The following is a 25827-nucleotide window of genomic DNA, read 5'->3' on the forward strand; positions in this document are numbered from 1 at the left end:
CTCACACTCCTGTGTAGGCATAGGTCTGGAAGAAGATCAAGATGTCGTCGATGCCATCGCCGTCGCGCGTGCCGTCGCCGCCCGGGTCGTTGCCGTCGATCAGGATGTCGATCGCCTCTTCGGCATCGTTCAGCAAGGTGCCGCCGGGAATGATCAGCAGCCAGCGGCGATTCCACACGCTGCGCCCGATCAAGCGGCTGTCGGCGGTGGTCTCACCCTCGAAGAAGTCTCCGGAATCGTGGAACGCCCGGAAGGTGCCGATGCGGCGAACGTCCGCGAAGCTGCCGCTCAGGCTGTCGTTGATCGGAATCCAATCCGGGTCGTCGAGCTGCGTGTCACCGATGCGGAAGGGCACCGGCAGGACCTGATCGACCACCGACCATTCGCGGGTCTGGAACAGGTCGCCGCTCGGCGGCCGCAGCACGTCCGCTCCCACCGGCAGCAGGTACACCCGCGGCGTGTTCGACAGCGGCAACCCGTCGTAGTCCTGGAACCAGGTACCGACGGTGCGGATGCGAGTGGCGAAGTGGGTGGCGTCGTAGGCGCTGTCGCCGGGCCCCAGCGGCCAGCCGAAGAAGTTCAGCCCGAAGGTGACGGTGGTCTCGAAGGGAATCACCAAAGCCGGCTGCGGGCCGGCGCTCTCCGGTGCCAGGGGCCGGGCGTAGCGCCGGTACTCCGGCAACTGCCACAGATCGTCCACATAGTGGTCGCGCAGGGCCTGGCGCCAGTCCTGGTCGTCCTGGTCGTCGAAGGTGGTGGGATCCTCGTCGGGGATGCGGAACATCTCCTGGCGCAGCGAGAACCGGTTGGTTTCGCTCTGCGGGTTGACGAAGCCGAGCTGCCCCTTGAGGACGTCGAAGTTCTCCCGCATGCGCCCCATCGCATCGGCCAGCCCGCGGGAGCCCGGTACCGGCTCACCGTCGAGGAGCTGTCCGACCGCCCGCTCCTTGACGATATCCGACAGGAAGGCCTGGCCGGCCTGCTCGTCGGTGCCGACCAGATTGGTCTCATAGTCGTAGGCGGTGGCCGCGAGATAGGCGTAGCGCGCCGCCAGGTCGAACTGGGCGCGATACTTCTGCAGCGCGTCGTTCTTGAACACCCGGAAGGTCATGTCCTGGTAGCGCGCCTGCTGCACGTCGGCGGCGGCGAACTTGCGGAACAGCACCATCTCTTCGAGCACCCGCTGCCCCTTGGCCAAGGCCGCCAGATATTTGCCGCGGTTCTGGTCGATGATCTCGCGGCGCTGGTAGGCCTCCAGGCGCAGCAACGGCTCCTGGCGCAGGGTGGCTTCCAGCTCTTTGAGCTTGGAGAAGGCCGCGAACTCCGCATTCAGGGCCTGGATCTCGATGTCCGCCTGGATGCCCACGTCTTCCTTCGCCAACGACAGCAGGTTGGCCGCCGTGTCCGTCACGTCCGCCGCCGTTTCCACCCAGAATTTGGCGTGTCCCTTGCTCTGCTCCACCGCACAGCGCACGCCGGCGAACACGTCACCGCCGGAAGAGAGGCCGACCACCAGCGACTTGGGCACGCATTGGGAGGTGCTCTTGCCGAATTCCTCGATGCCCGAAGCCACCCGCTTGAGGGTCGTCGAGGTGGTTTGCAGGGTGCCGAGGATGGCGTTCATGTCGGCCAGCTCGGTGCGCTGCTTGTTGCGGATCTTGATCTGCTTCCTGCTCAGCCGGTGCTGGGCTTCGAGGATTTCGAGCTGGTCGTTGATCCTCAGCAGGAGATTGTCGTACTCCTCGAGGATCTGGTCGTAGCTGTTGATCGCCACCAGCAAATCCGACAAACGGTCCTGCAGCTCGCCGGTGGCGCGACGATTGCCGGTCCACTCGGGGGGCTTGACCAGGAAGAAGGAATCGGCCGTCGGCGGCATGCCGGCGGCATTGGTGCGCCGCGAGCGGGAGACGTGGTAGTCCACCGACAGGGTGTCGTTGGTCGGATTCGACAGGGAGCAGCCGGTATCGAAAGGATTGTCCCTGCAGGTCGGGTTGCCGACGTCGAAGTCGAAGAATTCCATCGCCGGTAGGGCCGAAAACTCCGCCGTGAAGATGTCCGTGGGATCCTCCGGCGTACCGGTCAAATCCGTCTGGTCGACATACATGTAGTGGTACACATCCGGCCCCACGTAGTCGCTCGGATAGGTTCCCGGCGGACCGATGTCGTCCGAATAGGGGTAGCCGAAGATCTCGATCAAGCGGCCCTTGAAGGCGCGCTCCTGATCGATCACGTTGTTGGTCAGAGCGTCCACCGAGTCCTGATTGCGCCGCAGCATCTCGCTCAACTGATTGGCGTAGTTGAAGGTGGCGGCGGCGTTTTCCAGCGCGGCGCTGGCGCGGTCGTAGATCTGCTCGAAGTGGGTCTTGGCGGCCGACGGCTCGGCCTCGTTGTCCACCAGGTCCGGATCGATGTCGAAGGGCACCACGCCCTTGGCCAGGCCGAGAGGATTGAGCCCCGCATCGGCTTCGTCGAGCTGCACCTGAATAGCGTCGAACTGCGATGCGATCTGGTCCAGCCCCTCGGTGTTCTTGCGATCGATGCGCTGAATACCGACATGGGTCGGATCCGGATCCTCCGACGGCAGAATGGCGTTGGCCACCACCCAATCGAAATACGCCCCCTGGCCCGCCCGCCGTGCCCAGCCGGAGAGGCCCCAGGCGCGATCTGGGTCCGAATCCTCGTAGCCCTGCCACTGGCCGGCCGGGTCCTCCACGTAGCTATCGCGATAGGTGAGGTCCACGATCTCGGCGCCGGCGCGCGCCTTGGCCGCCGCCGCCTGGGCAAACTTCTGCTCGTCGAGGAAGTCCACCGTCACCGGCGAGTTGGCCACCAGCACCGCGCCGGTGCGCGGCAGCCAGGTGAAGAACGGATGGCGCAGCAGGTTGTAGTAGGTGGTCATTGCCGTCAGGTAGTGACCCCAGGCGTCGCCGTGGCCCTGCGGAAAGAGGATCTGAGCATCCAGCTCATCGATCACGCCGTCGGTGTTTTGATCGGAAACGTTGTAGTTCTGGGCGTAGGCCAGTTCGCCGTCGCCGGTGGTGAAGTTCCACAGCAGACGGTTGTAGTGGGGACTGGCGGTGACCGCCCCGAAGGAGTTGTCGCGGCCGCGCAGCAGGGTCAGTTCCTCCTCCAAGAGCGACGAGAGCTGGTTCTGGAAGGTGAAGATGGCCGGCGCCAGGGAGCCGTACTCGGAACTCGCCACGTCGAAGCCGATCATCGGATCCTGAGCATCACCGTAGGCCTCGTTGCCGAGCAGCATGTAGAAATCCGACAGGCGCGACGAGATGCGCAGAATCTGATGGTTGACCGGGGCGTAGTCCACCGGCGGCGTGCCGTCCACGCTCAGGCTCAGCGCCCGGCGCAGCACCGTCTCGTAGGCTTCGATCAAACCGATCGAGTTGAGATTGTCGGCCGTCGGGTTGTAGGAGATGTCCCCCTCGTAGCGCTCCCCCAATTGCACCAGCATGCTGGCGTAGGTGTTGGTGGGCGCGGCGTGAAAATCCTGCACCCGGGCTTCGAAGGGGCCGAGGCCGTCGATCACCCGCGCCACCCAGCCGGGGGCGAGCTGGGCGCGCTCCTCGAGGGCGGTGGAGCCGGGCTGGCCGGCATAGAAGCTCCAGCCGCCGCCGCACAGCGCTTCCGTCTCGCCGGAGGGGATGATCGGTTCGATCGGGCGGTAGCGCGCCACAAACCAGTTGTCCGACAAGGTCTGCAGATTAGAACCGCTGATGGTGATGCTGTTGGCGCCGATGTCGCCGCCGTCCGGCTGATACTGCAACCAGCCGTTGAGCTGGCCGCCGTCCGGGTCCGGCAGCGGCTCCGGCGGCGTGCCGTCCTCGTCCGGGTGGAAGAACCACTCGAAGCGATAGTCCGACGAGCGGCCCATGAAGTCGCCGCTGTGGCGCAGGGTGAGCTGCTCATCGAAGACGTTGTCCGGGAAGATGACGTCGAGTTCGCCCTGGTAGGTGCTCTGGGTCGGCGGCGTGGTGGCCACCTCCAGGCAGTCGACGCGGATCACCTGGAGGTCCACCGGCAGCGGGCTGAGGCTCGCCTCCTCGTTGAAGGCGAGGGTCAGATAGCCGGTGCCGCGCGCCGCACCGGCGGACAGAGCCACCGGAATGCCGGCGACTTCAACCGGCTCGGGAATGCCGTCGGCCCCTTCCGTTTCGACCAGCCTGCCGTTTTCAACGGTGATGCCCTTTTCGTCCTGCAGGCCGATCAACAGCCGTTCCGTATCGAGGGTCGGCGGCACCTCGCTGCACACCACATACTGCTCGAGGATGGTCGCCAGGATGTCCGGGTTGTCGCACAGCGGATTGGCGATGTTCTCAAACAGGACACACACCTGCTCGACGGCGGTTTCCAGCTCCTCGGTATTGCACTCGTCGGGGTTGATGATCTCGAACTGGTTCGGGTTGCGGCTCAACCGGTAGAGCGCCTCGATGGACTCGTCCCAGGTGCAGGCGTCGTCGAGATCCTCACAGGTCTTGGTGGAATCCTCGGCTTCGGTGCCGTCGCCGCCGTCCAGGGTCTTCAAAAGGCTCCGCTCGCGGTCCGTCAGCACGTTGAGCATCAACAGGTCTTCACCGGTGCCCGCCGTATCGAAGATGCCTTTCCACTTGAGTTCATTGTTCAGGCCGTCGTAGATGATGCGCGAACGTATGCTGAAAGGCAGCCGGATGGTGCCCTCGGCGTTCGAAACGATCTCGGTCTGACCGGTCGCCGTGTCGATCTCCGTCGCGATCGAGGTGGGCAGATCGTCGATCATCACCGAGCGAGCGGAGAGCGGATCGATGATCCGCGCCAGGGTGTTGAAGGGGTCGTACTCGCCGCTGGCGAGCTGGTTCTCCTGCAGCTCGTCGTAGACGATCTTCACCCCCGCCTGGTTGATGATGTCCGGCAAGCCGAACTTGGGCTCCGCCAGGGTTTCGCCGACCAGCAGCACCGGCGGATCCGAGGGCCAGGAGATGTTGTAGAGGGTGTCCACCGGATCGCCGGCGTTGGGATCTCCACCCAGCCAGGGAATGCACTGGCCCGGCCCGAACTCCACCGCGTCGTCGGCATCGCGGTCAAAGTGAAAGGTGGGCTGCAGGGGATACCAGTACTCCACCACCACCTGACCGGCGGAGCGCGCCCACACGGCCTTCTGATAGTCCTGGTAGAACGGCGAGCCGGCGCCCGCGGTCTCTTCGCAACCGCCCAGCAGACGCACCGGATAAGGAGCGTTGATCTTGTTGCCGGCGACGCCGGAGAACTGGAAACTGTCGAAGCCCTCGCCGGTCGCCCGCACCTGATAGATCAGGTAGCGCCAATCCTGCGCCCCTTCGTCGAAGTACTTGAGGATCGAATAGGGCTTGGAGGTGGAGACCGTCTCGGCGGCGGTGAAATCGGCCCGCAGAGCGAACAGCGCGTTGAACCCGGACGACGAATTGGCCGGCGCGAAGAAGGCGTGCTCGTCGTTGGGGTTGAAACCGGGCTTCGAGGGGTCGTCCTGGTTGTAGAGCCGCATAGCGGTGTAGATCGCCGGGTCGAGTTCCGGCTGGCCGGAGATCTCGGAACCGGTCTGGCTGGCGATGACGATTCTCAGCGGGTTGTCCGGCCACTGGCAGTCGTAGCGGGTGGGCAAACTGCCCCAGGCGACGCCGCGGTCGTTGAGCTGGTACCACACCACCACCATCAGGTCGTCACCGTCGGAATCGAGCGGCACCTCGTTGACCGCCACGATGCTGCCGGAGCGGGAGTCCCGATCGTGCGCTCGGTCCGGGCCGTCCGCGTCGATGGGCGCCTTCTCGAACAGCACATAGCCGTTCTTGCCGGGATAGTCGGTGTGCACCCGAGGGGCGACATTCGAGGTGATCGGCGTACCGATCTCGCACGCCTGATCGTCCTGGAACACCAAGCCGTCGTCGAGCACCAGACTGGTGTCGAAGGGCACCGTTTCGACGATCTCGAAGACGATCGGCGCGGTGGTCGGATCGACGTTGCCCACCTCTTCCGAGTAGCCGAACACCGCAAAACCCGGGCTGGTGGCGGTCAACACCTTGGTCTGGGCGTTGATCTCGGCACCGGAGCCATCGCTCAACACGTTGACCGAGTTGACGTACTCGAGATCCAACCCGTCCGGCTCGATCTCCGCCGGCGTACCGGCGATGTGGAGCTGGCGGCAGGGCCGGGACGAATCCGGCTCACCGCAGTAGTCGCTCGGCCAGTCCGACGCCCCGACGGTGGTGAGGCGTTCGAGATTGGTCAGATCGCCGGCGTCGACCTTCCACTTGATCTCGGCGCTGACCGGCTGCAGGACATAGAGATGGCCCTGGTCGTCGCCCTGGCCGATGGGACCCGTCGAGCTGTTGGCCGCCGGCGGGCTCCAGAAGAAGTAGTCGCCGATGGCGTTGCCCGGTCCGCTGGCGATGATCTCCGGCGTCGACTGGGTGGGATGGCTGACGTCGGCGCCGGCCGGCGCCGGCACTTCGGCGCCCACCGTCCAGCTCTCGAACGGCACCTCGAACCAATCGCCCGTATCGGCCTCGAGATTGCCGAAGAAGGCATCGGTGCCGCCCACCGCGCTGACTTCCTGACCGACGTCCGGACCCAGCCGTAGGTCCTGCTCGAAGTCACCGGCGACGAACACATCGTCGTCGCCATCGGTGACGATAGCGCGGCCGTAATCGTTCCCCGGCGAGTCCGAGGCGGTGGAGGTTTGGACCCAAGTCCACGGCGAACCGGACGTGTCGAGGCGGGCCACCAGAACGTCTTCGCCGTTGGCGCTCGGCAGGGTGACGGTTTGGGTCCCGCCCCCGGCATCGAGCGGGTCCATCAGCACGCTGGTGATCTGACTCGCGTTGCCGGAGTAGGAGCCCGCCAGGTAGACGCCGTCGTTGTCGTCCAGGGCCACTCCGAAGCCCTGGCCGCCGGTCGCGCCGACGAGCCACGCCCAGGTCTGCTCGCCGCCGTTTTCCGTCAGCTTGCCGAGGAAGGCGCCCTGGGTGGTCAAGAGGGTGTCGCCGAAGTCCGTCGAGAAGGTGAGATTGGTGGCGGAGGAGGTGCCGGCGATGTAGACGTTGACCGCGTCGTCCACCGCGATGTCGTGCACCTCCACGTCGTCCGGGAACTTGTAGGCCCACTTCCAGGTGGGGTTGGCGGTGTCCGTGTCGCCGATGCTGGCGATGTAGTGGGAAGGCTCGCCTTCGGGAATCGAAAGGGAGTCCGCCAGTTCCAGTCGGTGGTCGCGCCGGCTGTCGTCGGCCAACACCTCCCAAGCTTGCACCCCGCCGTTGACGTCATTCACGAAGTCGCCGGCCTGATGCCAGACCTCCGTGCCGCCCAGGGAAGCGCCGACCTGCCACTGGGTGGGCGCGCCCTCGATGTCGTCCGTAAAGAGGACATTGCCGGTGGCATCGCGCACCTCCACGTCGTCCACCCACCAGCCCTCGCCGGCGTCTCCGGCACTGTCGTCGGTGCCGAACCGCCAGCGGAAGCGCACATCCTGACCGCTGAAGTCGTCGAGACTCACCTGCACCAGACCGAAGCTCAGAAGACAGGGATTGTCTACATCGCAGGCCCAGCCCTCACGCCCGTCCAGCGGATTGCTGTTGGCTTCGATGTCCTCGCCGGGATCGGTCGGATACCCACCGGTGATGAACCGCAGGGGGTTGCCGGCGGTACTGGAGGGATCGTTGTCGGCTTCGCCGGCGAGGATGTCGTACCAGTTGGCGCCGCTGTCGGAGCTGTACTCCAACGCCCCGCCGTCGTTGGCTACGAAACCATCGAAATCGAAGTCGTAGCGGTGGTAGAACTCGAGCACCCCACCGCCGGCCACGCCGGTGAAGGAAAGATCCTCGGGAATGGCGGTTTGAACGGTGGTGTCGTCCAGGTAGCTGGCGAGCAAAAAGATCCTGCCTTCGTCGTCGATCGCCATCTCGCGGGCCCATTCGCGGCTGGTCTTGGTGCCGGCGCGGCGCACCCACTGCCAGGATCCCGAGGTGTCGATCTTCGCCACCAGCACCGACGCCTCGCCGCAGCCGGACGTCGCGTCATCGACGTCGTTCTGATCGAACAACCACTGGGTGTGAAGCTGGGGCTCCGAGGCGTCGTCGCCCACCAACTCACCGGAGTCGTTCAAGAACACCGGGCAGTTGGCCTCGCCGGCGATCACCACGCCGTCGGGAATGGGATCGTTGCCGCCGGCGAATCCGGGAATCACCTCGATGTCGAAACCTCGATCATGGCCCGGGCCACCGGCCATACGCGCCCACTCCCAGTCGCCGGAAGAATCGAGCTTGGCGACGAACAGGTCGCTGCGTGAGTCGACGATCTCGAAGCCTTCGTAGTCGTCGCCGTCGAAGCCCACCGGCGGCAGCGAAATGGTCGCCAGTTGTTGGTTGCGAAACTGGATCTCGCTGACGAAGTAGCCGGTGACGTAGACGTTCTCACCGCCGTCGATGGCGATCCCGTTGACCTCGTCGACGGAGGATCCGCCGGCCGTCGCCACCCACAGGAGCTCGCCGTCGGCCGAGTACTTGGCGACGTAGAGATCGGTCAGGCCCTGGGCTCCGATGGTGGCATCGTCCGATGACGATCCGGGCAGGGTGATGGTGTTCTGGTAGACCCCCGCCACGTAGACGTTGCCGCGGTCGTCGGTCTTGATCACCCGCGCGTCGTCGTCGTCGGCACTGCCGGTGCTCAGCGGCCACAGGGCCCACGCCCCGGACGCCGTGAACGCCGCGAGGAGGATCAACGCCACCAGCTTGGTTTTGAAGCCGATCATCTACCCACTCTCCCTACTCGTTCAGCACCGCCCGCGCCGAGGCCCGCCGCAGCAGGAAGGTCCCCTCCACGGCGATGTCGTTGCGGTGCAGGCCGCTCAAGGTTTCGCTGTAGGTGCCGCCCATCAACTCCGATCCCCATTCCGGCAGGTCGCGGCCGAAGGGATCGGTGGTCGCGAAGTCGAAGGTCATGTTGCGGGTCACCTCATAGGCTTCCGGACTGAACTCGATGAAGCGCAGATCCTTGTTGTCGTGATCCGGATGGAACTTGTGCCGGAAGGGGTTGGTCGGGAACTCCGACGGCAGCAGCAGGGTGGTCGTCACCGCACCGCCGAGGGCGAAGTTTCCGTTCATCAACTGCTCGTCGCCGTCGAAGTCGTAGGCGGCGGTGCTGGCCCGGATGCCCACCGGCTGACCGTCGCGGGCGGAAGCGCCGTCGAAATTCGGGATCAGACTGTCGTCGGTCACCAGCACGTGGTACCCGGGGGTTTCCACCACCAGATCACCGCTCGCCGGATCCACCACCATGGTGCCCTCCTGCCACATCTGGATGACCTCCTTGAGCAAGCGAAGCTGGCCGGAGGAATCGACGTGGATCAGGACTCTGAAGCTGAAGTTGGCGCCGACCGGCGTGGGAGTGAGCGAGCCGTTCTGAGCCTCGCTCACTCCGGTCACCCGCACGTCGCCGATCCACAGCCCTTCGAGGCCCGGCGTCGCCGCCGGCAGAGGCGCACCCACCCGCGCGGCGGCGCGGGCCGAGCGCAGGGTATTCACCGAAGGCAGAGCGGCGGCGGCGGAAACGGCGACGAAGCGTCGGAACCCCTGACCGTTGGTGATCTCCAGCAAGCCTTCCGCTTCGACCGACACAAAGTCCTGACGGCGTACTCCGAGTTCGATCTGCAGCTCTTCGTCGGGCCCCGCCGCCAAGGAATAGACCTCCGGTAGATCTGGCCAGCTCTGCTCGCCGGTGTCCGTATCGAAACGGAACACCGTCAGAGGAACCTGGGAACCATCGACCTGACGAACAGACAGCGAGGTAGCATTGCCGCGGTTCAGCAAATTGAGGCGCAGCCGGCTCAGAGAACCGCCGAATTCGAGCGCCGTGCCGCCGGGAAGGTCGATCTCCACCGGGCCGCGGTAGTCCGAAGGACCGTCGGTGTACACCCAGTAGGCGACCCCGGACTCGATCTGCTGCGAGAAGGGACTGGCGATGAGTTGCCAGACGCCGCTACCGTCGAGCCGGTAAATCGGTTGCCCGGCGTGGGCCGGCGAGGGCGCGAGATAGTTGCCGAAAGTGGCCGGCAGGGCCGGGTTGACATAAAAGCCGACCAGATTGAAGGAATCGGTGATCCAACCGCGATCCCGCACTCGCGGTTCGCCGGTCACCCGGAGCTCGACCGGAGCCGCACCCTCCAGGTGCACCAGGTACGGCCGGTTGGCGTGAATGGCCGACAGGTTGGTGAGGATCGACTCCGGTCGCGGCCGTGGGAACCAGCCGAGCCAACCGGGCCGGTCGATCAGACCCTCGGCCGGATCCTGGATGAACTGGACCGCCGTATCGTCGGGGATCCAGGTCCAGACGCTCGCCACCGGCAGGCCGGCGAACACCGCGTCCGGTGCCACATCCTCCGGCTGGACCTCCAGAAAGATCGAGTTCCATCCCGGATTGAGGTTGAAGGTCTGCGTGCGCTCGGCGGCCGCCGCCGGCAGCGCCGCCAGCAGTAAGACCAACCACCACCCGGCGCCGCGCGGGACGCCCCTCGTCCAGCCAGTGTCTCTCACCATGGATCTCTCCGTACCGGGTTCTCGCGCCGATCCGTCGTCGCCGTACTCACGGCACCTCCGTCGTCCAAAGGGTGGTATCGCCACTTTCGAAGCCATCGCTGAAGATCTCATCGCTGGCGGCCAGGGACAAGCTGTCAACGCCCAGGTCGAAGGCGTCACCCTGCGGCGTCGCCGCCTGGATCTCCAGGCGGATCGAGCGCAGGCCCGACACCGGCTCCACGGTGCGGCCGAACACCATCCACGGCGGCCCGACGGCCTCCGGCCGGTGCTCCGGAATGGTGACGCTGGCGATCGGTCCGCTGCAATCCGGTCCCTCGAACTGGGTGATCTCGACCCCGACCGAGATGTCGGCTGCGAGATCCGCCATCAGGTGGCCTTGCCACAGCAGCCTCAGATCCTCGGTGGTCTCGGTGTTGATGCACTGCTGCATCCCCAGGAAGGACTCGCCGGCCAGATTGCGCATCAACAGTGAACCGGACAGGGACCAGCCCCAGCCGTCCCGGGTGTCGTCGAAGGCGATGGCGCCCGGTGATGCAGGGCTCGGCGTCCAGCCGGTGAGACCGAAGTCGAAGTCGCCGTTCAGGATCAGGTTGCGCAGCTGCAGGCGGAAGTAGCGCGCGAAGTCGTCACCGCCGGAGCCGTCGCCATCACCGTCGAGGGCGTTGCCGTAGAGGTCGCCGAGGCTGCCGCAGACGAAGAGCGCGTACAGGTCGTCCCGCTTCTCCACCGCCGCCTCGAGCACCAGGGTTGCGATGCGCTCCACCGCATCCCACTCGACGGCGGAAATCAGCAGCTCGTAGTCATCGCCGGCCAGCGGACCGCAGCCGGCGGTATCCACCAGATGATTCGCTCCGGCGGCGATCACCCGGTAGCTCGCCGGGTTGGTCACATCGCCCGGGTCGCCGTCACCGGCCGGGTTGTCCAGCTCTTCCGTGAAGGTGACGAAGAAGCGATCGAGTTCGACCCGCATCGTCTCCATCGAGCTGAGTTCGCCGTCGCCGGTGTCTTCGTCGGTACCGACGGAGACCACCTCCGGCGCGGTGGCATCGACGGTGACCTCGACGGTGGAATCGTTGTTGCCGGTGGCGGGATCCGTCGCCAGCACCACCTCGGCGGTGTTGGTGAACGCACCGTCGGCGAGGGGGGCCGTGACGTCGAGAGTGACCGTCGGTGCCGCCCCCGGCGACAGCGATGGCAGGGTACAGGTCACCACGCCGGAGGACTCGCTACAGATCCAGCCGGTGCCGGTCCCCTGGACCAAGGAGACGCCGGCCGGCAGGGTGTCCGTCACCTCCACGCCGCTCGCCGCCGACGGACCGCCGTTGACGACCTCGAGGAAGTACTGGAGCGCCGCGCCGGGGCCGACGATGTCGGCATCGGCGGTCTTGACGATGGCGAGATCCGCCTGCGGCGACAGCAGGTCGCTGTCCGTGTCCTGTTCCTGCCCGTCGATCACCGGATCCGCCACGCCCGGCCCCGGCATCACCCTCGCCGTGTTGTCGAGGGTGCCGGTCGCCGCCGGATCGATCGCCGCCTCGGCGATGAACTCCACCGAGCCGGCTGCCGGCAGGACCACGACTTCGTCGATGTCGCCGGTACCGGAGGCGTTGGGGCAAGCTCCACCGTTCAGGCCGCTGCAGGTCCAGACCACACTGTCGATCTCCGGCGGGAAGCGATCGGTCACCTGCGCCGCCGGGGCGTCGCTCGGTCCGGCATTGCTGGCGGTGAGGGTGTAGCGGACGCTGGTGCCCGGCACCGCCACCTCGACGCCGTCGTCTTTGGTCATCGCGAGGTCCGCCTGCGGCGTCAAGGTGTTCGTATCCGAGGCGGTCGTATCGCCGATGTTGACCGTCGAGCTGGAAACGTCGACGGTCACCGTGTTGACCAGCGTTCCAACGGCCGCCGGATCGACCAGCGCATCGAAGGTGTAGGCGAGCTGGCCGCCCACCTCCACCTCCACCAGGTCGGTCAAGGCGTCGCTGCCGGCGGCACTGCACACCCCCGCCGCCCGGCGCTGCCAGATCGAAACGCCCTGCGAGCCGCCGGCCGCCGCGTACAGATACCCACCGGAGGGATCGAAGGCGACGGCGACGGGGGCGTCGAGGCTCGAAGCAGTGCTATCGATACCGCTGGAGACCACCGCCAGCTCGCCGCTCGCCGCATCCCGACGTAGGACCGTCAGGGCGTCGTCGTTGAGCGCCGTCAGGGCCAGATCCTGGCCGTCGGCGCTGAGGGCGAGGCCGTTGGCACCGTCCAGATGGTCGAAGCCGGCATCGCCGTCGCGGTAGGTCGTGATGGGCGTCAGGGTGCCGCTCGCCTGGTCGCGCAGGAAGACCATCACCGCGTCGTCGCCGAGGGCCGCCGTGTAGAGGTGCGCTCCGCCCGGGCTCAAGGCCAGGTCCGAGACCAGGTTGAGGCCGTCAATCCCGGTGTCGCCGTCGCGGTGCACCTCGACGAAGGTCAAAGCGCCGGTCAGCGGGTCGATCTCGAACACCGACAAGGCGTGGGAAGTACGCGCCACCACGTATAGGAAGGCACCGTCGGAGCTGACCACCGACCGCCAGGCGCCGGCCAGCACGCCCAGGGCCACGTCTCCGAAACCGTCCTTCTCGCGCTCGACGAAGGTCAGGACGCCGGCGCTCCACCGGAAGGCCGCCACCGCCTCGTCCTCCACGCTGGTGACGTAGATAAATCCGCCAGAGGGGTGGAAGGTGGCGTTCGACGCCCCTTCGAGACCGTCGACGGCGGCGTCCGTCTGGCGCGCCGCGGTGCGCAAGGTCAGCTCACCGTAGTCTACGGCGGCCGGATCGCTCTCCCGGTCGAACACCACCAGCGCATCGTCGTCGCCGGCGACGGCCAGCAAGAGGTCGTTCGCCGGACTCAAGGTCAGGGCGCTCACTCCCGCCAGGTCGTCGTTGCCGTCCTCGCCGTCGCGCAGCACCTGAAGCAGAGCGATCAGGACGCCGGTCACCGGATCGCGCTCGAAGACGTTGATCGCACCGCTACCCGATGCCGCGACGTAGAGATGATGGCCGTCGGCGCTCACCACCGCGGCGGAGGCGCCCAGCAGATCGCCCGACAGGCCACCCTGGAGTTCGCTGGCGACGAAGGCCAGGCCTGAGTCCGTGGCGCAGGTCCAGGTCGCCGACAGCACCTCCGGCACCAGCAGATCCTCGAGGGTCGCGCCGACCAGATCGCTCGGGCCGAGATTTTCGAGGGTGATGCCGTAGGAGGTGACGGTGCCCGGTACCGACTCCGTGGCGCCGTCGTCCTTGGTCAGCACCAGATCCACTTCCGGAGTCAGTTCGTTGACGTCGACGGCTTCGTTGTTGTCCGGATCGGGGTCGGACACGAAGTCCGGCGAGGTCACCGTCACCCGGTTGGTCAGGTCGCCGGAGGCTGACGGCACGATCCGGCCCTGGACTGCGAACACCGCCTGCCCGCCGGCCACCAGATCCACCCGCTCGACCAGGCGTCGGCCCGCGCCTTCGCCGCCGCAGCGGGAGCCCGGTTGACGCTCGTAGGCGACCAGCGAATCGCCCACCGCCGCGCTGGCATAGACCTGATCTCCATCGGAACTCACCACCAGGCCGCTGATCCCGTCGAGGCCCACATCGCCGGGGCCAAGAAGGGCCTCCTCGAAACTCAGCAAGCCGGAGGCGGAATCGCGCATCAGGACCGCCAGGCCGTCCTCCCCCGGGGACCCGGCGTAGAGATGCTCGCCGTCGCCGGAAACGGCCAGGGCCGCCACTCCCGCCAGGCCGTCGGCACCATCGACGCCGTCGACCAGCGTTTGCAGGAAGGCCAGACCCGAGGCCGAATCCTGGAACACCGCAACGGCGTCGGAGCCGGCGCCGGCAACGTAGACGAAGGATCCCGTGTCGCTGCCGGCGAGCGCTGCCGGCCCAACCAGTCCGGTCACCGTCGAGGAGCCCAGCAGGTCGCCGTCCTGTATCCATTCGACAAAGGTCAGAGCACCGCTGCCGACGCTCCGCTCGAACACCGCCAGGGAGTCGTCGAGGGAACCCACCGCGTAGACCCGCTCACCGTCGGCCGCCACCAGAACGTCCGCGGCACCGGCCAGGCCGTCCACGGAACCGACGCCGTCGACCAGGGCTTCGACGAAGGTCAGGTCGCCGTTGCCGGCCCGCGCGAACACCGCCACGGCGTTGTCCGCCCGGCCGGCGGCATAGAGATGCGCACCGTCCGGCGACAGGGCGAGAGCCTCGACCCCACCCAGACCATCGACGAAGCCGCCGCCGGCCGGGTCGCCGTCCTGAATGAAGCTCTGGAAGGTCAGCAGGCCGGTGATGGAGTCGCGGGCGAACACCGCGATGGCGTCGTCCGTCGACCCGGCGACATAGACATAGCTACCGGCGGCATCCACCACCACATCCGCAGCGCCGGCCAGGCCGTCCACCGTGCCGAGCACCGCGCAACTCGCATCGTAGGCCGGTTCGCCATCCTGGATCGCTCCTTCGAAGCTCAAGGCACCGGTGCTGGCGGAACGTACGAAGATCGCCACCGCATGGTCATCGCGGCTGGCCACGTACAGGCTGCGGCCATCGGCACTGACCGCCACGGCAGCGGCGCCGTCTAGTCCTGCGCGAGAGGTCACCGGTCCGCCGCAGGTGAGGAGGGAGATCGGGTCGCCCTGCTCGAAGAGCACCGGGCTGAAGGTCGGCACGCTCAGCAGGCCGGGGATCGGCGTGGCCGAGCAGGTCCACTCCGCCTGATCGAGGACCTCGTCGAAGAGGTCCGTCACCCGAATCCCGTTCGCATCGCTCGGGCCGTGGTTGTCGACGGTGATCTTGTACGCCAGGTCGCGCCCCGGCACGGCGGTCGTCTCTTCGTCCGCGGTGCAGGTGGAAAGGTCCGCCGGCAGCGGCAGGGAGCAGTTGAACTTTTGCACTGCGAGATCCGCCGAGGCGGTCAGGACGGTGTCCGTGTCGGTGGCGCTGTCGTTGCTCGCGTCGAGTTCGATCACTCCGGCGGGCGCCGCCACGGTGGCGGTGTTGACCACCGAGCCGGTGGCGTCCGGCCGCACCGTGGCGGTGGCCCGGTACTCGACGCTGCCGCCGGCCGGCAGATTGATGTCCTGGACGATGTCACCGCTGCCGCCGAAACAGCTCCCACCGGGGGTGAGGATCGAGCAGGTGAAGGTCACATCGATCAACTGGCTCGGGAAGATGTCGGTCACCCGCGCTCCGACCACGGCGCTCGGCCCGTCGTTGGTGACCCGGATGAGGTAGGTCACTTCGGTGCCTGGAGCGACGCCGCCGCCACCGTTGAATTGGGCCGCCACCAGGCTGAGGTCGCCGCTGCCGCTCAGGCCCACCGAATCCCAATCTCGCGCCAGAGCCGTCACCGCCGCATCGCCGGAGGCGGCGCTGTAGAGGAACTGCCCGTCGTCCGCGAAGGCCAGGGCGGTCGCGCCGGCCAAACTGGCCACGACCTCGCCGCCGGAGATTTCGCCATTGGCGAGGGCGCCCACCCAGGTCAGGGCGCCGCTGCCCGCATCGCGCTCGAACACCGCCACCGCCGCGCTGCCGGCGGCAGCGACATACACATGCTGCCCGCCGTCGTCGGCTCCCGCCGGATCCGGCGCCACCCGTACCGCCACCGGGGCGAGCAGCGCATCGGGACTGCCGCCGGCCCCCGCATCGCCCTGGGTGCGGGCGCCGAGGAAGGTCAACGCCCCGTCCGCCGCGGCGCGCTCGAAAAAGACCACCGCGTTCGAACCGGCGGCGCTGACGTAGAGGTGCAAGCCGTCCGGCGAGAAGGCCAGGCCGCGCGGAGTGAGCAACGAGGAGATGCCGTCGGAGCCGTTGAACCAGGCGCGGTCGAAGGTCAGCACCGGCGAACCGACGGTGGTCACGGCGAAGCGCGCCAAGGCCTGCTCGCCGGTGCCCGCCGCGTAGAGATCCGCCCCCTCAAGCACCAGCGCGCGCACTCCCGCCAGGCCGTCCACTCCGTCCATACCGTCTTCGTGCACTTCCACCGGAGTCAATCGACCGAAGGTCTCCGAGGCCGCGTCGTCGTCGCGGGCGAAAACGAGGATCGAGCTGCTTCCCTCACAGGCCACCAGCAGGTGGCTGCCGTCGGCGGTGACCACCAGGTCGGACGGCGCGAGCAGCCCGGTCACGCCGTCGAGGCCGTTGCGCGCCTGCTCCAGGAAGGTCACCGAACCGGTGGTCTCGTCGCGGCTGAACACCGCCACGGCGTTGTCGGCGGATCCGGCGATGTAGACGTGCTGCCCGTCCGGCGACAGGGCCACCGCCCGCGCACCGTTCAGGCCATCGATGCCGTCGTCGTCGAGATGCGCCTCCAGGAAGGTGAGCTCGCCGCTCAGGTCGTCGCGCGCGAAAGCCACCAGAGCATCGTCCACCTGGCCCACCGCGTAGAGGTGGGCGCCGCCGCTGGCGATCGCCACATCGGCGGCACCGTCCAGGCCGACCACTTCGACGAACTCGTCGGCCTTGGTGATCGACAGGTCGACCCGCGGCGAGAGCGGATCCGTGTCGCTATCGGTGTTGTTCGAGGCGTCCGTTTCGGTGGTACCGGTGGGCACCTCCACGGTGACCTCGTTGACCAGTTCGTCGGTACAAGGATACGGCGGCGAGCAGGCGTCCGCCGCAACGGTACCGGTGATTTCATAGCGCAGGCGGGTGCCGGCGGCCACGTCGACGGTGTCGACCAGAGCGCAGTCGAGGCCCGAAACCCCCGGATCGCAGGTACCGCTGTTGCAGCTCGAATCCGCCGGCCGGCCGAACACCGCCACGCTGTCGTCAAAACGGCTCGCCACCAGCACCGTGCGGCCATTCGGGGTGAGGGCGACGGACGAGGCGCCACCCAACCCCTCGCCTTCGACGCCGTCGCGCTGGCGCTCGACGAAACTCAGGTCGCCGAACGCCGTGGACTCGCGCCGGAACACCGCCACCGCGCCGTCGCCGGCTGCCGCCGTGTAGACGTTGAAGCCGTCGGCGCTCACCGCCACCGAGGTGACCCCGAGCAGGCCTTCGGCATCGACACCGCTGACCAGGCTCTGCCGGTAGGCCAGAGCGCCGGTCCCCGGGTCGCGGGTGAAGACCACCAGGGCGTTCGAGCCGGCGGCGGCGACGTAGACGTTGAGGCCGTCGGTGGCCAGGGCGAGGCTGCGGGGCTCCACCATGTCGCTGACGCCCCCCACACCGTTCTGTTCCAGGCCCTGGAAGGAAAGCGCACCGGTCGAGCCATCGCGTTCGAAACGCACCAGAGCGTCTTCCGCCTCGCCGACGGCATACACCTGGCCGGCGCTCGCCACCACGGCGCGCACCCCGGCCAGACCGTCCACGCCCCCGACGCCGTCCCGCACCAGGTCGAGGGCGGTGAGCAGGCCGGTCCCCGCGTCGCGCCCGAAGGCGCGCAGCGAATTGTCGTTCGAAGCCGCCACGTAGAGGTGAGAACCGGTGGGATCGAAGGCCAGTCCGAAGGCCGAATCCAGGCCGTCCACCACCGTGGCACCGGCCTCCGGCACCGCTACCGAATCGTCCTGGAACAACTCCAAGAAGGTCAGGCCGCCGTCGCCGTCCCGTTCGAACACCATCAGGGCATCGTCGGTGCGGGCGGTGACGTAGACGTGCGCCCCGTCCGGGCTGACGATCACGTCGCTGGCGCCGTCCAGGCCCACCGGATTCAGGGACTCGCGGATCACCAGATCGCCGTCCGACTCGATGTCGAAGACCGTCACCGCATCGTCGAGCAAGCCGGTGACGTAGAGATTCTGGCCGGCGGCATCGACCGCCGTGGCCGCCGCCCCGTCGAGGCCCACCACCGAGGACGCGCCATTGGTCAACGCCTGGCGGAAGTCGAGGGAACCGGAAGGCTCGGCGATACAGGTCCACTGGGCGGAACCCTCGAACAGAGTGCACACTCCGGACTCCTCGCGGCACAGGTCATCGGTTACGGTGCCGCCGACCACATTGCTCGGTCCGCGGTTGAACACCTCCACCTCGTAGGTGGTCTCGAGGCCCGGCACCACGCCGTCGACCCGGTTGGTCTTCTCGACTTCGAGATCCGCCTCGGGGGTCAGGGTGTCCGTGTCGGTGCAGGAGTTGTTGTCCGCCGCACCGACGCAGATGCCCGTCGGGTGGGGATCCGCCGGGTCGTTCACGGTTCCGCTGCCGCCGACGGTGACGGTGGCGGTGTTGGTGACGGTCCCGGTGGCCGCCGGATCGACGGTGGCGGTGACTGAGTAGACCACCGAGCCGCCGGCGGCGATATCCACCAGGTCGACGATGTCGCCGACGCCACTGCCGGTGCAGCGCGAACCGGAGGAGCGCGAGAAGATCGCCAGGCTGTCGCTCTGGAAGGCCCCCGCGTAGACGTGGCGGGTGTCGCGGGTGACGGCGACGGAGTACGGCTGGACCAGCCCGGAAACGCCGTCGGCACCGTCGATGCGGGCTTCGAGGAAGGTGAGGGCGCCGGCCGTCGCCTCACGCGCGAACACCGCCAGAGCCTGATCGTCCTGACCGGCCACGTAGACGAACTTGCCGTCGTCGGCCACCGCTACGCTGCGCGCGCCGTTGAGGCCATCGACGGTGGTGGAACCGCTCGCATCGCCATCGGAGATCGTCTGCACCTCGCTGAGATCGCCGTAGTCGTCGCTGGTCGAGTCGCCCTCGCGCCGCAGGACCAGCAGGCTGTCGGAGATCGCCGACGCGACATAGAGATTCGCCCCGGTCGGGTCGAGGGCCAGGCCGAGGGGCCGATCCAGCCCGGAGACGGTGGTCGCGCCGGCCACCGGGTTGGCGGCCGCGTCGCTCTGCACCACCTGCTGAAAGGTCAGTTCGCCGGTCACTCCGTCGCGCCCGAAGACCACCACCGCATCGGATTCCGAGGCGGCGACATACACCTGAGCGCCATCACCGCTCACCACCACATCATGCGCGCCCTGCAGCCCCGAAACCCCACCGACGCCGCTGGTGTAGGTGGCGAGCCAGTCCAGTTCGCCGCTGCCGCCGACCACCTCGAACACGCTGACGGCACCGCCGAAGCCGGCGAAGCGGCTGGCCGCGTAGACGAACACGCCATCCGGAGAAACCACCAGGCCGGCGATGCCGAAGAGACCCTCCACGGTGTCCCCGTCGCCCTCGAGATCGCCGTCCCGCAACACCTCGACGAAGTCCACGTCACCGGTCGTGCCGTTGCGATCGAACACCGCCAGACCGTTGTCGCCGGAGGCGCTGCCCTGGCTGGCGACATAGAGGGTGGCACCGCTGGGGGAAAGGGCGAGCTCCACCGGAAACTCCAAACCGTCGGCGCCGGCATCGTCGCGCTCCACCTCGATGAGCGACAGATCGCCCGTGTCGCGGTCCCGCTCCCAGGCCGACAGGGCACTCTCGGCGGCGCTCGCCACGTAGACGTGCTCGCCCAGGTCGCCGGCCACCAGCACGCTGGCGGCGCCGTCGAGGCCGTCGGCGCCGGCGTCCGTATCGAAGACCGCGCCGGCGAAGGCGAAGGTCGGAGGCGCTGCCGCCCGCTCCCAGACGGTCACCGAATCGTCGAACACCGACGTCGCGTAGAGGTGGCTCGCGCCGGAATCCAGGGCCAGATCGACCACCCCGCTCAAGAACGGTGAGGCACCGCCGTCGCTGATCACCTCGATGAACTTGAGGCTGCCGGAGGTCGGGTTGCGCTGGAAAACGGCGATGGAACTCGGTTCCGGAGGACTCAAGGTGTCGTCCCCGGTGCTGGCGACGTAGAGGTGCACGCCGTCGGAACTCATGGTGATGCCGGTGGGCTGCTCCAACCCCTGGGCGGAGCCGCCTTCGCCGGTATCGCCCTTGAACCGAGTGAGGGAGGTGGAGGTCAAGGAGCCGTCAGCGGCCCGCTGGAAGACCACCACGGACTGGTCCAGACGGCCCGACACGTAGACGTGCTTGCCTTCCGCCTCCGGGCTCACCAGCACATCGAAGGCGCCGTCGAGCAAATCGGTACCGGTATCCAAGGCCTCGCGGAAGGTCAACTCGCCGGTGACGCCGTCGACATCGAAGACGGTGAGGGCGTCATCTTCCTCCGCGGCGACGTATAGATTGCCGTCGTCCGGTGAAAGGGCCAGGGCGCGCAGTGCCAGGAGTTGATCGCTGGGTGCCGAATCTGGGATTTCCTGCACCAGAGTGAGGCTGCCGTTGCCCGAGCTACGGCTGAACACCGTCACTCCGGAGCCGGAGAAGCCCGCCCCTTCATCGCCCAAGGCGCTGACGTAGAGGAAATCGCCGGCGGAGTCGAGGGCCAAGCCGTTGGCCCCCAGCAACAGCGAAGGCGTTCCACCGGTGCCGGCCACACCCTCGACCCGCTCGCTGGCGAAGGTCAGCTCGCCGGTCGACACATTGCGGTTGAATACCGTCACCGCACCGTCCGTCTCGGCGGCGACGATGACGTGGCTGCCGTCGTGGGTCACCAGGATCGCCGCGGCGCCCACCAGATGATTCGCCACGTCAGTGGCGCCGCCGGCCCCCAAAACTCCGTCCTCGCGGGATTCGACGAAGGTCAGCTCACCGCTGCCGGTGTCCCGCGCGTACACTTCGACGGCGCCCGGCGACCGCGCCACATAGACAAACGCTCCGTCCGGGCTGAGAGCTACCGCCCGCGCCGTTTCGACCGGGATCTCCGTATCGAGCAAGGTCAGCGTGCCGCGTGGCGGCGCCTCTGAAGAACAGGTCCATCGAACCTCCGTCAGCTCCGGCTGGAACAGATCTTCCACCGTCGCCAGGAAGGCATCGTCCGGTCCCTCGTTTGACACCACGATGGAGTACTCGATCTCTTCGCCGGGCACCGCCGTGGTCGCGCCGTCGTCCTTGATGATCGACAGATCGGAAATCGCCGACAGGAAGACGTTGACGAAGGAGCTGTTGTTCGGATTGGTGTCGAAGAAGCCGCCCGGTGAGGTGACCGTCGCCGTGTTGGTCAACACGCCGTTCAAGGCGGTGACGGTACCGTCGATGGTGAAGGTCACCGCGCCGGCCCCGCTGCAGCCGGTGGGATCGCCGGCTTCGAGGTCCACCAAGGCGTTGATGTTGCCGCTGCCGGAGGCGGGACAGGCGGTGGCTGGACCGCTGCCGCCGGTGACGGCGCAGGTCCAGGTGGGCGAGCTGTAGGTCCCCGGAAAATCATCCCGCACGGTGGCGCCGGTCACGTCGCTGGGGCCACAGTTCTTGATCTCGATCTGGAACTCGAGGGCGCCGGTGTCCTCGTCCAGCACGCCGGCGGTCTTGGTGATTTGCAGGTCGCCCTGCGGCGACAGTTCGACCTCGGTGGTGACAATGGAGCCGTCCGAGTCGAGGTGGGTCGCAGGCAAGACGACCTCGGCGGTGTTGGTCATGCAGAGGGCCGAAGCGTCGAAGGTACAGGCGACGCCGGCGCTCGAGCGCAGCGAGCCCTCGGCGATGACCGTCAGGCCGAACCCCGGCTCGAGATCGATCGAGATGTCGATGTCTCCGCTTCCTGAGGCGGTGCCGCACACCGCGTTGGCGTCGCCGCTGCCGGTGCAGTTCCAGGTCACGGCGGTGAGCTGGGTGTCGTCGAAGTCGTCCAGCAGGTCAGCGCCGCTCACCGCCGACGGGCCGGCGTTGAACACCTCGATCTGCCACAGGAAGCTCTCACCGGGGATCGCCGGGTCGGTGAGCGCCGTCTTAGTCACCTGGAGGTCGAGGATGATCCCGACCTCGTTCGTGTCGGTGCACTGGTTGTTGTTCGGATCGTCGGTGCACACGCCGGCAGGATGGGCCGCCGCCGCATCCGTCACGATGCCGTCGGGCACCGTGACGGTGGCGGTGTTGACCAGCGTCCCGGTGGCGCCGGCGGCCACCGTCGCGTCGGCCGCAAGGATGACCGTGGCGCCCGCCGGCAGGTCGACGGTGACATCGATGTCGCCGCTGCCGGCCGCCGGACAGGTGGCGCCCAGGGTGTCCCGGAAACCGGCGACGGAACTCCCGGCGCGGTCCGCCAGGAAGAGGAACTCGCCGCCCGGGCTGAAGGTCGCCGAGATCGCATTGCCGACGACCGTGGACGAGACGAAGGTCAACTCATGGCCCGCCCGGCTGAAGAGCACCAACGAGCCGCCGCCGGGATTGGTCACCACCACCTGGGAGCCGTCCGGAATCACCGCCATACCCACCGGCCCGGTCAGTCCCGTCGGCGATCCGCCCAGGCCGCCGTCACCGGCGAAGCGCTCGCTGCGAAAGGTCAGCTCGCCGGAAGCGTCGGCGATGTCGAAGGACAGCAAGCCGCCCTCGGTCGTGCCGCTGGCAAAAAGATTGTCGCCGTCCGGGCTGACCGCCAGCACGGTGACTCCGCCGAGGAGGATCGACGCTGTATCGGCCTCCGTCTCCACCAGAGTCAGGTCCCCGCTCGCCGAAGCGATGGCATACACGTTGATCGCCGAGTCGGTGGTGGCCGAAGCGTAGAGGAAGCGACCGCTGGGGTGGAGCGCGAGATCCACCACTCCGCCGAGGGAGCCGGTGGAAGTGGTTCCCAGGAAGGTCAACGCCCCGCTCCCCGCATCGCGGCTGAAACGGGAAATGAGGTCCTCGTCCTGCGCCGCCGCATAGACGAATCCACCGTCCGGCGTCACCACCACCCCGGCAGCGCCCTCCAATCCGTCCACTCCCGCAAGATCGTCGAAGTGTTCCTCGACCAAGGTCAGGGTGCCATCGGAACCGTCGCGCGCGAACACCGTCAGGGCGTGATCGATATTGGCCGTGACGTAGACGAAGCCGCCGTCCGGCGACAGGGCAATGTCGGTCGCTCCCTGCAGGCCGTTCGGCTGATCCGGCGCGGTCCCCACGCCATCGGTGCGGACTTCGACGAAGGTCAGGGCGCCGGCCGAGTCGACTTCGAAAACGGCGACGGCGTGGTCGCCCTGGCCGGTGGCGTAGAGGAAATCACCGGCCGGCGACAGGGCCAAGGAGGTCACCGAGCCCAGGCCGTCGACGCCGTCGATGCCGTCCGACACCTCGGCCGTCGCCTGCAGCGCCGATCCGGTGCTGCAGGAGTAGGAAACCGCCGACAGCAGGGTGTCGTCGAAGTCGTCGACCACCTCCACGCCATAGAGATCGCTCGGCCCGGAGTTTGAAACTTCGATCACGTAGGGCACCACCTGTAGGGGCTCCACCGAATCCAGACCGTCGTCCTTGACGATCGAAACGTCGCCCACTGGCGCCAGGGCGTCGCTTTCACTGCCGGAGTCATTGCCCGGCGTGGGATCCGCCTCCGGCGCCAGGGCGCCGACGGTGACGGTGTGGTCCAGAGCGGTGACGGCGCGGTAGTCGATCCCCGGGGAGACCAAGCCCTCAACCGTCAGGGTGACCTGCCCGGTGGGCGCCAGCACCAGATCCACCCAGCTATGGAAGGGCAGGATGGTCCCCGCGCTGGCGTCGAACAGCGGGCTCAAGAGCTCCGCCGGCGCCGGATCCGGCAGCAGGAAGCCGAAGCTGGTGCTCGGTCCGTTGTTGCGGATCGTCAGGGTGTAGGACAACCGCTCGCCGGGGGTCACCGAGGTGGGCGTCGAGTCGAAGGACAGCACCTCGAGATCGACCATCGGAGTCAGGGGATCGGTATCGGTACAGGAGTTGTTGTCGGCGTCGCCGTCGCAGCCGGCGTTGGCGGCACCGGCAGCGTCCGTGTAGCCCGCCGGGGCACTCGCCGAGGCGGTATTCGAAATCGTGCCGCGCTCGGTGCCGGCGACGGTGCCGGAAATCTGGTACACCACCGAACCGCCAGCAGCGATGTCAGCAGTGGTCGAGAGATCGGCGTTGCCGAGACCGCCGGAACAACTGCTGGCGATGTTGCGCAGGAAGGTGGAAACCGCTCCGTCGGCGGTACTGGTGGTCACCAGGTGATCGCCCAGGTCGCTGCCGACGCCGCTACCGCCGTAGAACGCCACCGAGTGGGCGCCGCCCAGCCCGCTCACCGCGACCTCCTGTAGGAAGGAAAGGCTGCCAGCGACTCCACGGACGAAGACCGACACGGCGTTGTCCTCGGAAGAGGTGACGAAGAGGTGATCGCCGCTATCGTCCAAGGCCAGGCCGATCGCGCCATCCAGCCCGTCGACGCCGGGATCCGAGTCCTCGATGTCGTCCGTGAAGGTCAGCAGGCCGGTAGCCGCATCGCGCGCGAACCAAGAAATGGAGTCGCTCACCAGAGCCGCCACGTAGACCTCGGTCCCGACGAGTAGATCTTGCGGAGTATCGAGAGCCGCCACCGTACCGCCGACCTGGCCGACATCCTTCAAAGTCTGCAGCCAGGTCAGGGAACCATCGACGCCGGACACCGAAAAGGCGCTGACGGAGCTGTCGCCGATGGCGGTGACGTAGGCGAAGGCATCATCGCCCGACAGCGCAATCCTCAAGGCGCCGGCAAGGCCGTCCACGGTGTTGATGCCCTGCAGGTCGCCGTCCGTCACCTCGCTCTGCCAAGTCAGCGACCCCGCCGAGAAGCTCAGGGAGGCGACGCCGCCGGAAATTCCCGAGGCGACCAAAACAAAAGCGTCGTCGGAGGTCACGACCACGTCCCGCGCGCCATCCAGGCCGGGGGTCCCGGCGGATTCTGCAACGTGATCGCTGTAGGTGAGAGCTCCGGTTATGGAATTGCGGTCGAACACCGCCACCGTATGGCCGCCACTCGCCGCCACGAACAGATACGAGGCATCGGAGCTGAGGGCCAAGGCCACCGGGCCGTCGAGTCCGTCCTGCCCGGCCGCCAGGTCGCCCTGTGCCAGGGTGGAAGAAAGGGTCAGTGAGCCGGACAGGGGATCCCGAGACCACACCGTAATGCGGTCATCGACGGCTTCGGCGACGTAGGCGAAGGCGCCGTCCGGACTGATCACGACCTCCCGAGGGGAGGACGCACCGGAGTGGGAGTCGACGATCGCGATCTCACCGGAGCCTACGGCCGGCGACGCGGAGCAGGACCAGGAGGTCGATGGCGAGAAAATGCCAGGAAGCGGGTCGGTCACCGCCGCCCCGAAGACCGGATGAGTTCCGTCGTTCGAGACCGTGATCTGGTAGGTCAAGCCCGCCGGGTCACCGGGAACGACGCCGGCCAAGGCGCTGGCCGCACAACTCGCGGCAGTGGAGCAGTTGATCTTCTCGACCGAGAGGTCAGTCGAAAGATTCTCGATGTCTGCGCGGAGCGGAAGCGTGCTCAGAACGAGCGCTGCCAGGAAGAAACCCGGCCGGGGATGGAGAAGCCTTCTCCAGGAAAACCTCGTCACAGCAAGCCCTCCCACCCTGCAGAC

The 25827-nt window shown here is 67.4% G+C and carries 3 protein-coding genes; all 3 read right to left on the minus strand.

Annotated features, from left to right (window positions below; genetic code table 11):
* Window position 1: 1 nt before the first annotated feature.
* Genes AAF481_00435 through AAF481_00445 form a run of 3 tightly spaced genes read right to left on the minus strand, consistent with a single transcriptional unit; the run spans window position 2 to window position 25803 of the window.
* Complete coding sequence (locus AAF481_00435) at window positions 2–8767, minus strand: hypothetical protein (protein ID MEM7479611.1); 8766 nt, start codon at window positions 8765–8767, stop codon at window positions 2–4.
* A gap of 13 nt (window positions 8768–8780) precedes the next feature.
* Window positions 8781–10550: a hypothetical protein gene (locus tag AAF481_00440; GenBank protein MEM7479612.1), complete on the minus strand. Its 1770-nt coding sequence runs from the start codon at window positions 10548–10550 to the stop codon at window positions 8781–8783.
* A gap of 46 nt (window positions 10551–10596) precedes the next feature.
* Window positions 10597–25803, minus strand: coding sequence for a beta-propeller fold lactonase family protein (locus AAF481_00445; GenBank protein ID MEM7479613.1), 15207 nt, complete (start codon window positions 25801–25803; stop codon window positions 10597–10599).
* Between the last annotated feature and the right edge of the window lie 24 nt (window positions 25804–25827).

The organism is Acidobacteriota bacterium (assembly GCA_039030395.1).
Lineage (GTDB): Bacteria > Acidobacteriota > Thermoanaerobaculia > Multivoradales > JBCCEF01 > JBCCEF01.